The sequence below is a fragment of the Natrinema sp. SYSU A 869 genome, assembly GCF_019879105.1.
GTDB lineage: Archaea > Halobacteriota > Halobacteria > Halobacteriales > Natrialbaceae > Natrinema.
This window is the reverse complement of the sequence record NZ_CP082249.1, coordinates 3632822-3647335: the sequence shown is the minus strand read 5'-3', so window position 1 is coordinate 3647335 and position 14514 is coordinate 3632822. Positions and strand designations below refer to the sequence as shown.

The window sequence follows — 14514 nt, the reverse complement described above, 5'->3', positions numbered from 1 at the left end:
CTCCCTGTTCCGCATGACTGCAGACGAATTCACCCAACGCCAAACTCCGTTCTATCAAGACAGGTTGTGGAATAAAAGCCTACTGGTCGTCTGCCCTCCGTTCGAGAGATGATACGCGATACCGTCCCCACTCCCTGCAGTCACATTTGGCTTACAGTTCGCCTCGCTCTCGGAGTTCCGCAAGCAGGTCGTCGACGAGTGACTCGACGTCATCGTACGGAAAGTCACCGCCGGAGGTCTTCGTGCTCAACTCCATCGCGGTCATCGAGAAGTCGCCGGACTCGAACTTAGTACCTGGACCGTTCGGAAGCGCCGGGACGAGATCCATTGGACTCGAGACCGGGTAGTCAGCGCCCTCGAAGGCATCGATCAGTTGCGCTCGGAGTTCGGCTTCGTCTGCCATTACATGCCACCGTTCGGCGTCGCAAATGATAAATCTGCAGGTAGTTCCGGGAAACGTGTGTACCTCGAGCGTGTCCGTCCCGGACGCGTGAGCGGCGAACGAACGGAGGAATGACCGGTATCGAACGGACGGAGTCGAGGACAGCGATCGGCTTGCGGAGTTGACGGCAGCGATCGGCTCGAGGTGACGAGAGATTCACAGAGAACACCTCCGGTCGAGAGACATCGTTACATCCCACGTCCGAGCGATCACAGCCCGCCGTGGTACCGATCCCCGTTCGAATCTCGATACGGATACCGTGGAATCGGCCTAGTCGGCGGCCGCGACTCGAGTCGATACCGCCTTCGTCTCCTGCGTTTCGACCGATCGATATCATACCGAATCCGACACATCTACTGAACAGTAGAAACAATAATTAGTCAGCAGCAACCAGTGTTGGGACATGGCGAAGGATACCGTCAGGTACCCCGACGACGTGGTCGAGGAAATCGACTCGCTCGTCGAAGACGGTATGTTCGAGAGTAAGTCCGAGTTCTATCGCTTCTCCGCGGAGTACGTGCTCACCCTGATCGATTCCGACCACAAGGTGAAGACGTTCAACTTCGACGAGATCAAGACGGAACTCGATATCAGCGAGGAAGACCACGCCAAAGCGCTCGGAGCCGACGGTGGCACGTTCTTCCTCGACGCCGTCATCAACGTCCGAAAACACGGCCTGCGCAGCAACTATGAGGCCGCCGAGCGGTTCATCGACACCCACTACGACGAGACCGACCAGGAGTGTATCATCCTTGAGGAACTGCTCGGCACCTACCGCGACGAATCAGCGTAGTCGGTTCCGCGTCGCGTCGCTCCGGCCGATTCCGTCTTTCCTCCTCCGAACGACTCCGCCCGTGTTCTCTCCGCCGGTTTCTCAACCGGATTCGTCAGTTCGATTCGAACGGCTCGCCCAGCGCCGCCAGATCGACGTGTTCGTCGACGAGTCGCGCCGCTCGGTCGTACGGCGTCGGTCCGGTCGCATCCGGTTCCGTCGACGCCACGGATTCTGCATGCGCTGGCCGATCGACGCCCGCCGTCGCAGCGACATGCTCGAGAAACGCCGCTCGAACCGATTCGTTATCGAACAGGCCGTGCAGGTACGTCCCGAGTATCTGCCCGCGGGCTGCACTCGAGTCACCGAGCGGACGGTTCACGTCGTCGAGCGTCGCCGTTCGTCCGGCGTGGATCTCGTAGCCCGAGGCGGGGCCGTTGGCCCCCGAAAGCAGCGGCGACGCAGTTCCGTCGACGGGAACCGCCGTCTGCTTGAGGCGCTTGTCGCCCTCGAATCGCGTCTCGACCGGTAGCAGGCCTAATCCCTCGACAGTGTCGTCCTCACCAGTCCCCTCAAGCGCGGCGTTGGTAATCCGCTCGCCGAGCAGTTGGTAGCCGCCGCAGACGCCGACGATCGGCCCGTCGAAGGCCGCGAGCGCGTCGGGGAACCCGGCCTCCCGCAGCGCTAGGAGGTCATCGACCGTGTTCTTCGTGCCCGGAATGACGACCGCGTCGGCGTCGACGCCCTCGAGAGGAGCAGTGTCGCTGCCGTCGACCGGCACGTACACCACCGAAACGCCGGGTTCGTCGGCCAGCGCCTCGAGGTCGGTCGCGTTCGAGAGTCTGGGAAGCCGAGGAACGGCGATCCGGACGCGTCGATCGGCGGGAACGCCGTCGTCATCGCCAACGATGCCGCGCTCCTCGGTTCCGGGGAGGCCGACGCTGTCCTCCTCGGGGAGCCCCGGGTCGTCGTAGGGCAACACACCCAGAATCGGAACACCGGTCTTGGACTCGATCTCCTCGATGCCGGGCTCGAGCAGGGATCGATCACCGCGGAACTTGGTGATGAGCGCACCGACGATACGATCGCGAAGGTCGTCGGGGACGAGCTCGATCGTGCCGTAGAGACTGGCGAAGGCCCCGCCGCGTTCGATATCGACCAGCAGGAGAATGTCGGCGTCCGCAAACGTAGCGGTCTCGACGTTCGCCAGGTCCCGGTCGTGGAGGTTGATCTCGCCGATGCTGCCGGCACCCTCGGCGATAATCACGTCGTTGTCAGCCGCTAATCTGCGGTAGGACTCCTCGGCGGCCTTGCACGCTCGCTCCCAGTATTCCTCATAGTAGGTTCCGGCAGGGACATGATCGTGAGCCTCCCCCTGTACCACCAGTTGACTCTCGCCGTCGCCGCGCGGTTTGAGCAACACCGGGTTACAGTCCGTGGTCGGCGTGATCCGGGCCGCTCGAGCCTGGACAAACTGGGAGACGCCGATTTCACCCCACTGGTCGCCGTTACTGTCGTCTGACTCGACACGCTGCCGGCCGTCCACATCCGGCTGAACGACGACGCGAGCGTTGTTGCTCATGTTCTGGCCTTTGAATGGCGCGACGTCGATCCCGCGATCGGCGAGCAGCCGACAGAGGCCAGCCGCGACCGTCGACTTACCGACGTGGCTCGCCGTTCCGGCGACGAGAAGCGTTCTGGTCATCCGCGTTGTCGGTACTCGAGTGTCGGGTAGTATCGTCCTATCGGTTCAGTTTGGAGCAGTCCTGTCGTAGCTATCAGGGCAGCGTATCGGTACGGTCACGGAGTTCGTCCTCGGTCTGCCAGACGTACAGTCGGTCAGCGTCCGAGAGCATGTCGAAAATCGCCGTCTGCATCCCGCTGTACGGCTTCTCAAGATCAACGGCCGTATCGACGGCTTCGGGTTCTAAGTCGTCGTATGTCCGTTTGAAGACGTGCGTCTTTTCGAAGTACTCCGGTATGGCAGTGAAATACCCCTGTTCGACGAGGAATCCGCTGCGGTCGTGTTCGGTTACGCCGACGATGAAACCGGCGTAATCGGCGAGGAGGCGGAACTTGAGATAGGTATTCGTTCACTCGCTTCGGATATCGACCATCAGAAACGCGTAGCTACCCGAACGTCGATTGAGTCTGTCCTTGACGAGTTGGAGTCGATGGATCTCCGGCCGTCCGTAGCTGCCCAGAACGAAGTATGTCCGCTCGGTCGTGAGAAGCGGCGAAAGTTCTGCGACGCTGTGTTTGAGCGCTTCGTACTCTTCGGGCGTCAGCGACGACTCGTGGAGGTGTGATTCGGCTTTCTCGGCGAGTTCGTCGACGGTCACCGACTCCTCGGTCATCAGCCGAGCGGACGCAGCTCCGATCCTTCAATTTACCGACTGGATCGGTGGACGTATCGTATATGACCTATTCGCTTTTGAGCGAAACGCTTTTGCACGTATCGCATGAAATGACGGATATGAGCACGCCGGATCGGACGCCGACCGACCTCGAGACCGTTCGCGAGCGGCTGAACGTCGTCACCCAAGAGACACGGTTCGCTCTCGTTCAGGACGTTCTGGGCCATCCCGCGCAACTGCCGACGCTGAAGGAACTGGATTACGTGAGCCCCAGCAAGAGTCGGACGACGATCCGGCAGCACCTGCAGCGACTCATCGAGGCGGGTATTGTCGATGAGCTGACACTCCCGACGGATCGCCGACGGAACGATCTCCCGTACAAGTTCTACGGAATCAGCGAAGAGGGACGGGAGTTCCTCGAGGCACACGATCTCCTGCGAGCGGAAGAGACGCTGCAGTCGATTTACGAACGAGTGGAAACGACCGACGAAATCGAGCGGTACGAAAACGCACCGCGACCCGAACGCTGACTCGAGGACTGACTACTCCCATTCTCTCGGACGGTATGGGAGCGGTGTCCGTTTCAGGGTGGATTGTCGGCCGTATTGAGGATCGAGGGGTCGTTCTGCTCGTAGGCTCGCCGCCACAATTTCGTGACCGCTCGAGCGACCAGACGATGTTCCTCGATGTCGATACACGATCGTGCTGCCGTCTCGGCGGGTGCGTCGGGCGGTTCGTGAAAGTGCTTCTCCGGAGAATGGGGGTTCGGATGGCGGTCGAATCGCCAGTTCACGTCGTTTTCGTCGACGTAATGGAATCGATACGCGCCCGATTTGTACCACGTGATATCCAGTCGGCACCATTCCGCGTCCCCGATCCCGTCTACATATTCGACGCGGATCTCTTGGGGATCGAGAACGTCGTCGAATGCGGCGGTCTCGACGAGCGGTTCCGTCTGCCGGAAGAACTCGCGGAGGCGACGCATCGTCGTGACATCGGGCGCGCCGAGATCGGTCGTTCGTTCTTCGGACGGAATGCCGGCTGACTCGTCACGATCCATCCGTTACGCCGAGAGGTCCCCCGTCTCACCGGCGAACGCGCCTCGAGACGTGTCAGTATCGTCCGATCGCGCCGTTTCGTCGCCGTGTTCACCGTCCGGATCGAAGTCGTACAGCGACAGCGCCGCCTGCGCGATTTTCAGGTTCTCCTCGAGCGCCCGCCAGCGCGAGATCGCAGTCCACCCCTCGCCGTCGTCGGCCTCGAGTTCGAGCGCGAGGTCGTTCGGGTCCATTACGCCGTATTCCTCGCGGTAGGTCTCGATCTTCTCCTTGAGGTCTCGGATGCCGTCGACGAGTTCCGCCTTGGTGAGTTCCGCGTGCAACTCGCGGATCCGACCCATCGCGACCGTTTCGCGCGAGCGTTTGTATCTCGTCCCCCGACCTGTAGCCTCGCGCTCGGCGAGGCCGGCTTCGGCGAGCGTCTGCAGATGCTTGCGGGCGCTGGGCTCGCTAACGCGTGCCCGTTCGGCGATCGCCCCCGCATACTGGGGCGTCGTCGTCGCCAGCAGCACCTCTTTGACCCGATCGAACGGTGACGTTTCGGCCCGCCACTCCTCGATGACGGTTTCGTTTACGTCCCCGTCCCATGGGACACCGATATCACTCATTGCTATCGTATTACGAGATTGGCACAAAATAGTTTGCTATAGCTATTCTATAGCTTGCTGTAGCCGTTCAATACGTCCGAATCAATCCCAGTTCGAACCGCTATTCCGCTCTATATCGCGCGTCCCAGCGCGGTCCGGCGCGACTCGAGAGGACGAGTCCGAGGAACCCCATGCCGATGCCGGCGAGCGCGAGGACGGCGGCGAGTTCCACGGACGGGGGGACGACGACGAAGCCGGCGACCAGCGTCGGCACGAGCGGGACGGCGACGCCGACCGTGAACGTCGCGAAGCGGACGGCGTCGAAGAGGAACTCGTTGGGGTCGAAGCCGGCGATGTAGACGGTCAGGCCGTAGTAGTACAGCGCGTAGCCGGCCAGCAGTATCGCTCCGACGACGGCGTCGACGAGCGTCGCGTCGAACCAGACGACGGCCGCGAGGTAGGGCACGGCGACCGCCGGCGCGCCGACCAGGACGAACGCGATCCGTTTCGCGCGGAAGACGTCCGCGATCGAGACGGGGTAGGTGAGGTAGGCCTCGAGCGAATCGAACTGGGTCAGCCAGTTGTAGGTCGTAAACGCCGAGAGGCCGAGGACGCCGCCGAAGAAGATTCCCGGCGCAGGTGCGATGCCGGTAATCGAGTCGACGACGCCGACGAGCGCGGCCACGAGCGCGAGCAGGATGCTCGCAGAGACGAACGGTTTCCAGACGCCGCCCGAAGAGCGCGCGAGGTCGAGCAGCGACTTCGTGACCAGTGGTGCGTTCTCGAGCGGGAGCACATCACTGAGTCGGGCGAAGCGGTCGGTGGCGGTCCGCGAGGGCCGGCCGTAGGTCGGATCGTAGATCGCGAGCGAGCCCGCCGCGAGGACGAGGGTCCCGACAGCCAGTCCGCCGGCGGTGACTGGAGATCCGGTAATCGGAACGAGAGCAGATTGGAGCGTTCCCAGTCCGCCGACCGCCCAGCCGCCGACGACGGCGAGTCCGATCCCTAGACCGATCGTCCACGGCGGCACGCCGCGCGTGCGGACGGCGATCAGGGCGACGGTCACGGCCATTCCGACGGTGAAAACGAGACAGAGCGAGAGCCAGAACAGGCCGACCGAGAGCGGCGTCGTCGCCGACAGGCCGTCGACCGCGACGTTCCCGAGCGACATGGGCAACACGAACGCGACCGCGTAGAACAGACCGTCCTTCAGGAGGAACGCGCCCAGCAACCGCCGACGCGAGAGCGGCAGCGTCGTCGACGACGAGAGCAACAGCGACAGCCGCCCGAAGACGTTCTCGAGCATGTCCGACCCCGCAAAGCCCGCAGTGCCACTATAGAGCCCGAAGCCGACGGCGAGGACGTGCAGGCCGCCGACGACCGTCCCGGGCGCGGTGCCGGTCTCGACGAGCGCGAGCGACCCGCTCACCGCGAGGACGGCGATCACGAGTGGGAACAGCGCGAACCGCCAGCCGCCGAATAGCTGCGTGTGCAGTCGCCACTCCTCGCGAAAGAGGATTGCGAGCAGCCGCGGCGTCGAGAGCCCGGGACCCGATCGGCTCGAGTCCGTCACGCTCGCGCCGTCGGTCGTACTCGTCCCGGTCATGCGTCAAGTTGCTCGAGCGTGGGCGTGTCTCGCGCGCCTTCGCCCTCAACGCGGTCGAGGAAGAGGTCGAGGAGCGACTCGTCGTCCTCGCCGTCCTCGAGCGAGCGTTCGGTCACGAGCTGGCCGTCGGCGACGATGCCGACGCGAGTACAGATCTCCTCGGCGACGTCGATGTTGTGCGTCGAGACGAAGACGGCGTTGTCACCGGCCGCATAAGAGACGAGAAAGCGCTTGACCTGTTCCTGGACGAGCGGGTCGAGGTTTGCTAGTGGCTCGTCGATGAAGACCACGTCGGGTTCGTGGACGAACGCCTGCGCGATCATCACTTTTTGTTGTTGTCCGCGGGAGAGATCGGTGTGCAGCGTGTCGAGTTTGTTCTCAAATCCGAGCCGTTCGGCCCATATATCGGTCTGCGCCGCGATCCAGTCGGGATCGAGCTCGCGCACTTCACCGACGAACTCGAGGTACTCACGCGGCGTGAGAAAACTCGGCGGCGATTCCTGTTCGGGAAGGATGCCGACCCGCTTGCGCGTCTCGATGGGGTCGGCGACCGGATCGGTTCCGAGGACGCTCACATCGCCCGCATCCGGCTCGATCTGGCCGGTCAGGACCCGAATCGTGGTGGTCTTGCCGGCACCGTTCGGCCCGAGAAAGCCGTACAGCTCTCCCCGATCAACGGCGAACTCCATTCCATCTACAGCGTTGACAGATCCGTAGGACTTTCGCAGCCCGTCTACTCGAATCACACCCATTGGATGACGAGTCTTTCTCAGTATCTGATAATAACTGTGTTGGTAGAAGAATAGTGACAGCCCGGTCGCCGTGCGCGATGGAGCGCGCAGCGAGCCGGTCAGAACTCGGTTCCCTGTCGCGCCCGCTGGCCGTCGTCGATCGGATGTTTCACCTTCCGGACGTTCGTGATCAGGTCCGCACGGTCCGCGAGGTAGTCCGGCTCGGTGTGACTCCCCGACAGCACCAGCTCGAGACCATCCGGCTTCGCATCGATGAGGTCGTGAACGTCCGCCTCCGAGAGCAGGCCCCGATCCGCGGCGTAGAGTACCTCGTCGAGAATCAGCATGTGCATTCCCGCCTCCGGATCCGCGTCGAGATCGATCGGTTCGTCGAGGGCGGTTTCCTCGGCCGCCTCGAGCAACTCGCGGGCGCGCTCGAGGCCAGCCTGTGCCTCGGCCTCGTGGTTGGCCTCGGCGCTCCCGTCTTCCATCCCGTGCCAGCCGTAGTGACCGAGGTTTTCGTAGCTGATTCCCGGCAGCGCGGCGATGGCATTGTACTCGCCACGAACGGCGTCGACGCTCGAGGCCCCGCCTTTCATGAACTGGAGCATGTGGACGCGGTAGCCGTGGCCGGCGGCCCGCATTCCCATGCCGAGTGTAGCCGTCGTCTTCCCCTTCCCGTCGCCCCACCAGACCTGCACGAGGCCGAACTCCTCGGGGGCGGTGGGTTCGATCCGCTCGGCCTCGGGCGTTCGTCCCTGCCCGGGCGTGTTCTCGACCGTGGACTCGGACGTCCGATCGTCGCTCATACCCGTTCTCTCGGGCCGATTGCACATGTAGTTGCCCCATCGATTCCTCGGGCCGCAAATCGATCTATTCCGGTTTACTGACACTCGTAATCAAACGTGTCTTTAATCCTCGCTCCTAATGTCGCTGCACCCAATGTCACTCGAGCTCTCCTCGTCCGGCGAGACTCCCGGTCTCGAGTGCGTCATGGGCGCGCTCGACGACGAGGCCTGCCAGGAGATCATCGCGGTACTCGAGGAGCCGATGACGGTCGAGGACATCGCCGAGGCCACGGATCACCCACTTTCGACGACGTATCGAAAACTCGACTGTCTGACCGAGGCCGGACTCGTCGAGAACGCCGTCGGCGTCCGTAAGGGTCGCCACCGAAAGTCCCGATACGTCGCCAACCTCGACGAAATCTCGATCGACCTTGACGACGACAACGAGTTGCGTGTCGATATCGAGCACTCGACGGAGTTCGGCATCTGGTCGGAGCTCCAGCGAGAGTTCTGAGATAGCGTGCTATTGCTCGTTTAACTCGAGTTCGGTGAGCCGATCCGCGAGTGTCATTCGTTCCGTCCGTCCCGCTACGTTCGTCAGCCACCGCTCGGGCAGCGCGCTCGCGCAGCGCGCTCGCGCCGAATCGCGCCCCGGCGACGGCATCGGTGACCGCGCCGATCGTGTCCGCGTCCCCGCCCTCGTTGACCGCACCGATAACCGCCGTCTCGAGGTCCGACGCCGTTAGCGCGTGATAGAGCGCCGTTCGGAGCGTCTCGATGGCGTCGTTTTCCGGAACAAGCGAATCGGACTCGACACCGTCCGGTATCGGTTCAAGTCGGTCGACCAGTTCGGACGGTGCATCGTCGGAGAGCGCCGCGAGTGCGGTCTCGAGCGGGCGCTCGGCCCCCTCGAGTGCGGCGGCGATCGTCAGGGTGAGTGCGGCGCAGCCGTGGACGCAGCGCGGATCAGCGTGTGTCACGCGCGAGGACTCGCGGCTCACCCGCTCGAGGACTGCCCGGTCGTCGGCGTAGGCGATCGCGAGCGGCGCACAGCGCATCACGCTGCCGTTCGTCGCTTTCTGCCCCGGTGGCTTCACCGCTCTGGCTGCCTCGGCCGCCTCGAGCGGCGGGGTGCCGTCCGCGATTCGGCGGAGTGCTTCGGTCGTCGTGCCGCCGATACCGAACGGCCGGCTCTCGTACCAGTCGACCAACCGCGAGACGAACTCATCCCGGTCGAACCCGTCGCATGCGAGGAGGCTTCGAGCGAGTACCGTCGCGAGTTGCGTGTCGTCGGTGACCGTCCCCGGTGGTTTGCTGTGGGTCCCGTCACCGACGAACGACTCGAGGGTGCCGTACTCGCGGGCGATTCGGTCGGCCGACCAGCCCTCGACGGGACGACCGAGCGCGTCGCCACAGGATAGGCCGAGGAGGACACCCCTAGTACGGTCTCGGTCGACCATACCGGCGGTACGGTCGGCTCCGTCTTCAGCGCTGCCCGGTCGTGACGACGGTGGTACGAGCCGCAGCCGCTAAGCGCTAGTTCCCGACGAGATCGGCATCAGTTGGCCCCTGTCCGTCGAACTCCCGGACGAACGCGTCAAGTCGCTCGGGATCCGACGCGCCCGGCAATCGCTCGTCCGCAGTGGAACAGTCGGTGTCAACCCCGAGCCGGTCGCAGACGAGGTCCGCGGTCGCCTCGGCCATCTGACGGTACGTCGTCAGCTTCCCGCCAACGACGCTACAGCAGTTCGCGACACCCTCATCGGCGTGATCGACGCGGTGAAAGCCCCTCGAGATCCCGCGGCCGCCGCGAGCGGCTTCCTCGGGTTCGTACAGCGGGCGGACGCCCCACCACATCCGAACGCGGGGGGCGTCGGCGACCGGGGGGAGCATTGCCGCGCACTCCCGAACCGTCTCTGCAACTTCCCATTCGGCCTGCTCGTAGTCGTCGGGATCGTCAACCGGCACGCTCGTCGTACCGAGGACGACCTCGTTGTCGTGCGGGACGATGATATCGCCGTCGTCGGGTTCGCGACATCGGTTGAGGACCGGCTCAAGGCCGTCGTATTCGACCGAGACCATGACGCCACGGGTCGGCCGCATTTCGACGGTGAGACCCGCCATGTCGGCGATGTGGCCGGCGTAGGGACCGGTCGCGTTCACGACGTAGTTCGGCCGTACCGTTTCGTCGGCGTCGCCACCGAGCGCGACCGCCGTCACCCGCTCGTCCTCGACGGTCATGGACGTGACCGGTGCGTGCGTGTGGATCCGCGCGCCGTGCTCGCGGGCGTCGGCCGCGTTGGCAGCGACCAGCCGAGAGGGGATAACGACGCCGTCCGGCACCCACATCGCTCGCTCGACGTCGCCAGCAAGGTCCGGAATCGCCTCGCGAGCGGCGTCTCCGCTGACGACTTCGGTCTCAATTCCCACGTCCTCACAGGCGTCGCGCTTCGCCTCGAAGTACGCCGGATCGTCGTCCGCGAGTTGGACGAAGAGGCCCTGTGTTTCTCGGACGCACGCACCGCCGATTCGGCGCAGGATTCGGTTCTCCTCGAGACACTCCCTGGCTTCCGGGCCGTCGGCCTCGGCGTACCGAGCGCCGCTGTGGAGCAGGCCGTGTGAGCGGCCCGATGTTCCCGACGAGAGCCCATCCCGTTCGACCAGCGTGACGTCGACGCCTCTGCGCGCGAGATCTCTGGCGATCCCCGTTCCGGTGGCACCGCCTCCGATCACGAGAGTGTCCATTCGGTTGTCCATAATCGATCGACGGCTCCCAGACGGACGTACCTTTCACCGGTGGCGTTCAGTGGGGAGATCCGTCGGTAAAAACGTGAAAGTCACACGCCGGAGATCACACCGCTGTGCCGCAGTCGGTTCGAAAAGGTGTTCCAGGCGTTACGGATTGTACTCCGGCGACTGGGCTTCGATCGTATCGGCGACGTTCTCGAGTTCCTCGCCGATCGTTGCGACCAAGTCGTCCAGCGTCGCGATGCCCGCTAACTTGCCGTCATCGTCGACGACCGGGAAGCGGCGGACGTTGTTATCGCGGATCGCCTCCGAAATCGTGATCGGATCGTCGTCCTCGTGGACTGTTACCGGGTTTTCTGTCATCACGTCCTCGACTGAGACCGACCCAACGTCGTCGTGGTCGTGGATCGCGAGCGCCGCATCGCGGTCAGTGATCATCCCGATCGGTTCGTCGTCTTCGGTGACGACGATCGAGCCGACGTTTTCCTCCTCGAGCATCGCCGTGATCTCCTCGAGTTGGCTGTCCGGACTGGTCGTGACGACGTCCTGTGGACCGAGTTTGCCAATGGACATGGTTCAGTTTGAACGACTCCCGGACTACTATTCAAATCAGTCCTTTCACACGAAACCGACCGAGTCCAGACCCTTCCGAAATCCGAATGGAAAAACGAGTTTCGCTACCGGTAGCCGAGTACTCGGAGTTTCTCCGTCACCGCATCCTCGTCCATGCGAACGGACTCGACCGGTGCCTCTTCGACGATCCGTCTCCGACCGTCCGCGTCCACAACGTGCCAGGGAACGCGTCGCAGCGACTCGTTCGCCAGATACTCGAAGTGACCGTACTTTCGGCTCGTAAAGGGAAGCAGCCGTTCGCCGAGCAATTCGCCGTGATCGGCGGAGATAACGGACTTCCCGTCTAACTCTCGGATCAATCGGTCGGCGTAGGGAAGGACGATCTCGAGGGTTTCCGCATATGCCTGCCGCAGATCGGTGACGTCGATATCGAACGCATTGTCCTCGATAATCTCGTAGAGTTGCACGTTCAGCGCGCCGAAGCGGTCCCCTCTGCCGCCGCGGGATACCGACGAGAGATCGCGCTGGGACGCGATCCGCTGGTAAATCTCGAGCCCGGTCTCGCCGATGAGCGGGACGTGTGGTTGCAAGAAGTGAACGATCAGCCGCTTGTTGGGGTGTCGGTCGTGGGCCTCGAGTGCCGTCTCGACGACGGTTTCCGGGTCGATCACGGAACTGTCCTCCAGCAGCCGGGGATCGAAGATGTCGGCCGCGTCGACGGCCGCCGACTCCGTGACCGGCTCCGCCGGCACCGGATAGATCGCGTGAAATACGTCGTCGCCGATATCGGCCGTGAAGGCGTTTCCGCTCACGTAGACGGTGTCGTGGTGTTCTCTCTCCGTGAAGTTCGCGTCGATCCATCCCGGGCTGCTCGAGCCGGCGGACAACCGCGACTCGAGGGTCCCGTCGATCCAGTTCATGTCGGCAAAGAAATCGTATCGACAGGCGTCGAGTATGAGGAGCGTGTCCCAGTCCTCGTCCATGACGTCGATACCGCTCCCGTGGCGGAGTTCGAAGAGCTCCCGATGGGCCGACCAGAGGTACTTACAAAGCTCCGTCCAGATGAGTTGCGGCTCTCGGATCCCGTTGCGAACACTCTGTAACGAGTATTTCGTACGCGGCATTTCCACGCTAGACTGTGCCGGGAACGTCACATATAAAATAGGGGCGGGCTGCTGCTGGCGAGAATCCCATCAGGATTGTGAGACGGTTCGCGCGAAAACAGCATCCCTCAGAATCCAGAGCGGAGACCGAACGGAACCAATTCCGGTACTACACCGTCGTCGTTCCATCTGACGGCGTGTGAGCGGCTGTTTTCGTCGCGACGGCGTTTCTACGGCGAGGTCGGGACTGCAACGGCGAACCAGCGACGGTTCACTGCTGTGCGGCGACGATCTCGCCGAATTTCTCGCGGACCTTCTCGACTTTCGGAGCCGCGTGCATCGTACAGTAGGCATCGTTGGGGTTCTTCTCGAAGTAGTCCTGATGCTTTTCCTCGGCGCGATAGAAGGTCTCGAGTCCCTCGAGTTCGGTCACGACATCGTCGTCGTACTCCTGGTCGAGCGCCTCGATGTAGGCCTCGGCCTGTTTTCGTTGGTCCTCATCGTGAGACAAGACGATCGAGCGATACTGCGTTCCCACGTCCGGCCCCTGTCGATTGAGTTGCGTCGGGTCGTGGGTGGCGAAGAACACCTCGAGTAGTTCGTCGTACCCGATCACGTCGGGGTCGTACTCGACCTGAACGACCTCTGCGTGGCCAGTGTTGCCCGAACAGACCTCGCGATAGGATGGGTCCTCGACGTGCCCGCCGGCGTATCCGGACGTAACCGACTCGACGCCCTCGAGTTCCTTCATTGCCGCTTCCGTACACCAGAAACAACCGCCGCCGAACGTGGCTCGTTCCATACCCCATTGTAGGGTGCGACCGAGGAAAGATGTGACGGGTAGGCTCGGTCGGTTCCCGGCGGACATGGCCCGTCCCTGCCTCGCAACCTGAATCGCGTGCAAAGGGATTTGCCGATGGCTGACGAACGCCGCGGTATGTCCTGGGACACAGTCCGACTCGAGTGGGATGGCGACGTCGCGACGATAACCGTCGATCGACCGGATGCGCTCAATGCTCTGAACATTGAGACGCTCGAGGCGATGGGCGAAGCGATCGAGGAGGCCGCGGCGGCGGACGCCCGCACGCTTGTTTTGACGGGCGCGGATAACGCGTTCATCGCCGGTGCCGACATCAAGTATATGCGGGACCTCTCCCCGGAAGCCGCCCAAGAGTGGGGCGAACTCGGCCACGACGTAGCCGACGCGCTCGAGGCCTTCCCCGCGCCGACGATCGCCGCGGTCAACGGCTATGCCTTCGGCGGCGGTTGCGAGATGGCGCTGGCCTGTGACCTGCGCGTCGCGGGCGAGTCGGCATTGATCGGCAACACGGAGATCGATCTCGGGATCATTCCCGGCTGGGGAGCGACGCAACGGCTGCCGCGGCTGGTCGGCGACGAGACGGCGCGACGAATGATCTTCCTCGGGGAACGCCTCGACGCCGACTCCGCCGCGGAGGCAGGCCTGTTCGGTGAGGTCGTCCCTGACGACAACCTCGACGACGTCGTCAGTGAATTGGCCGATCGACTTGCGGCGAAACCAGCCTTTGCGATGCGGACCGCCAAACAGGCGATCAACCAGCGCCACGAGGGTCCGCAGGGAAGCGGCCTCGCATACGAGAAGCGCGCCTTCGCGAGCCTCTTCGGAACGCACGACCAGCGCGAGGGGATGGCGGCGTTCGTCGAGGATCGGGACCCCGAATTCGAGTGAGTGAGTGAGAGTCCCCGCGAGGAGAGATCCGAAGCCATACT

16 protein-coding genes and 2 pseudogenes are annotated in these 14514 nt (G+C 63.4%); 5 read left to right on the top strand and 13 right to left on the bottom strand.

Translation table 11 applies throughout. From position 1 onward, the window contains the following. Window positions 1-151 precede the first annotated feature (151 nt). Entirely contained in the window at window positions 152-403 is a 252-nt protein-coding gene (locus K6I40_RS26305) for an MTH865 family protein (protein WP_222918342.1), read from the bottom strand. Between the two features lie 442 nt (window positions 404-845). Between K6I40_RS26305 and K6I40_RS26300 the strand changes: the two genes are divergently transcribed. Further along, window positions 846-1235, top strand: a complete 390-nt coding sequence (locus K6I40_RS26300; protein ID WP_222918341.1) for a CopG family transcriptional regulator — start codon at window positions 846-848, stop codon at window positions 1233-1235. A gap of 94 nt (window positions 1236-1329) precedes the next feature. Here K6I40_RS26300 and K6I40_RS26295 read toward each other — a convergent pair whose 3' ends face one another. Both K6I40_RS26295 and K6I40_RS29085 read right to left on the bottom strand, forming a co-directional pair. Further along, window positions 1330-2919 carry a cobyric acid synthase gene (locus K6I40_RS26295; RefSeq protein WP_222918340.1) on the bottom strand — a complete coding sequence of 530 codons (1590 nt, stop codon included), beginning with the start codon at window positions 2917-2919 and terminating at the stop codon, window positions 1330-1332. A gap of 73 nt (window positions 2920-2992) precedes the next feature. Continuing rightward, a pseudogene (locus K6I40_RS29085) lies at window positions 2993-3571 on the bottom strand (hypothetical protein). A 119-nt stretch (window positions 3572-3690) separates the two neighbouring features. On the opposite strand from K6I40_RS29085, the gene K6I40_RS26285 reads away from it, so the two are divergent. Beyond that, on the top strand, window positions 3691-4101 hold the full coding sequence (locus K6I40_RS26285) for a transcriptional regulator (RefSeq protein WP_222918339.1): 411 nt from the start codon (window positions 3691-3693) through the stop codon (window positions 4099-4101). Between the two features lie 53 nt (window positions 4102-4154). On the opposite strand, the gene K6I40_RS26280 is transcribed toward K6I40_RS26285, so the two are convergent. The 5 genes from K6I40_RS26280 to K6I40_RS26260 all read right to left on the bottom strand — a co-directional run bounded on the left by K6I40_RS26280 (window position 4155) and on the right by K6I40_RS26260 (window position 8362). Beyond that, entirely contained in the window at window positions 4155-4631 is a 477-nt protein-coding gene (locus tag K6I40_RS26280; RefSeq protein WP_222918338.1) for a hypothetical protein, read from the bottom strand. Window positions 4632-4634: 3 nt separating this feature from the next. Then, a complete protein-coding gene (locus tag K6I40_RS26275; RefSeq protein ID WP_222918337.1) occupies window positions 4635-5237 on the bottom strand; it encodes a winged helix-turn-helix domain-containing protein in 603 nt (200 codons plus the stop codon). Window positions 5238-5337: 100 nt separating this feature from the next. Beyond that, on the bottom strand, window positions 5338-6822 hold the full coding sequence (locus tag K6I40_RS26270) for a hypothetical protein (RefSeq protein WP_222918336.1): 1485 nt from the start codon (window positions 6820-6822) through the stop codon (window positions 5338-5340). Then, on the bottom strand, window positions 6819-7574 hold the full coding sequence (locus tag K6I40_RS26265) for an ABC transporter ATP-binding protein (protein WP_222918335.1): 756 nt from the start codon (window positions 7572-7574) through the stop codon (window positions 6819-6821). The genes K6I40_RS26270 and K6I40_RS26265 overlap by 4 nt, the downstream gene beginning before the upstream one ends. Window positions 7575-7672: 98 nt before the next feature. Beyond that, window positions 7673-8362, bottom strand: coding sequence for a cob(I)yrinic acid a,c-diamide adenosyltransferase (locus K6I40_RS26260; protein ID WP_222918334.1), 690 nt, complete (start codon window positions 8360-8362; stop codon window positions 7673-7675). Window positions 8363-8495: 133 nt separating this feature from the next. Here K6I40_RS26260 and K6I40_RS26255 point away from each other — a divergent pair, with 133 nt between their 5' ends. Together K6I40_RS26255 and K6I40_RS28795 are read left to right on the top strand one after the other, a co-directional pair. Then, window positions 8496-8855, top strand: coding sequence for a transcriptional regulator (locus K6I40_RS26255; protein ID WP_222918333.1), 360 nt, complete (start codon window positions 8496-8498; stop codon window positions 8853-8855). Between the two features lie 34 nt (window positions 8856-8889). Next, window positions 8890-9087, top strand: coding sequence for a hypothetical protein (locus tag K6I40_RS28795; RefSeq protein ID WP_255682183.1), 198 nt, complete (start codon window positions 8890-8892; stop codon window positions 9085-9087). Here K6I40_RS28795 and K6I40_RS26250 read toward each other — a convergent pair. The 5 genes and pseudogenes from K6I40_RS26250 to msrA all read right to left on the bottom strand — a co-directional run. Beyond that, window positions 9019-9801: pseudogene (locus K6I40_RS26250) on the bottom strand (ADP-ribosylglycohydrolase family protein); the annotation flags it as partial. The gene K6I40_RS28795 and the pseudogene K6I40_RS26250 sit on opposite strands and share 69 nt — an antisense overlap. A gap of 76 nt (window positions 9802-9877) precedes the next feature. Next, on the bottom strand, window positions 9878-11098 hold the full coding sequence (locus K6I40_RS26245; RefSeq protein WP_222918332.1) for an FAD-dependent oxidoreductase: 1221 nt from the start codon (window positions 11096-11098) through the stop codon (window positions 9878-9880). 138 nt (window positions 11099-11236) lie between these two features. Then, window positions 11237-11662 (bottom strand): CBS domain-containing protein, encoded by a 426-nt coding sequence (locus K6I40_RS26240; protein WP_222918331.1) that lies wholly within the window; start codon window positions 11660-11662, stop codon window positions 11237-11239. Between the two features lie 104 nt (window positions 11663-11766). After that, complete coding sequence (locus tag K6I40_RS26235; protein ID WP_222918330.1) at window positions 11767-12786, bottom strand: hypothetical protein; 1020 nt, start codon at window positions 12784-12786, stop codon at window positions 11767-11769. A gap of 250 nt (window positions 12787-13036) precedes the next feature. Beyond that, complete coding sequence (gene msrA, locus K6I40_RS26230; RefSeq protein ID WP_222918329.1) at window positions 13037-13567, bottom strand: peptide-methionine (S)-S-oxide reductase MsrA; 531 nt, start codon at window positions 13565-13567, stop codon at window positions 13037-13039. Between the two features lie 135 nt (window positions 13568-13702). On the opposite strand from msrA, the gene K6I40_RS26225 reads away from it, so the two are divergent. Beyond that, window positions 13703-14473, top strand: a complete 771-nt coding sequence (locus tag K6I40_RS26225; protein WP_222918328.1) for an enoyl-CoA hydratase-related protein — start codon at window positions 13703-13705, stop codon at window positions 14471-14473. Window positions 14474-14514: the final 41 nt, after the last annotated feature.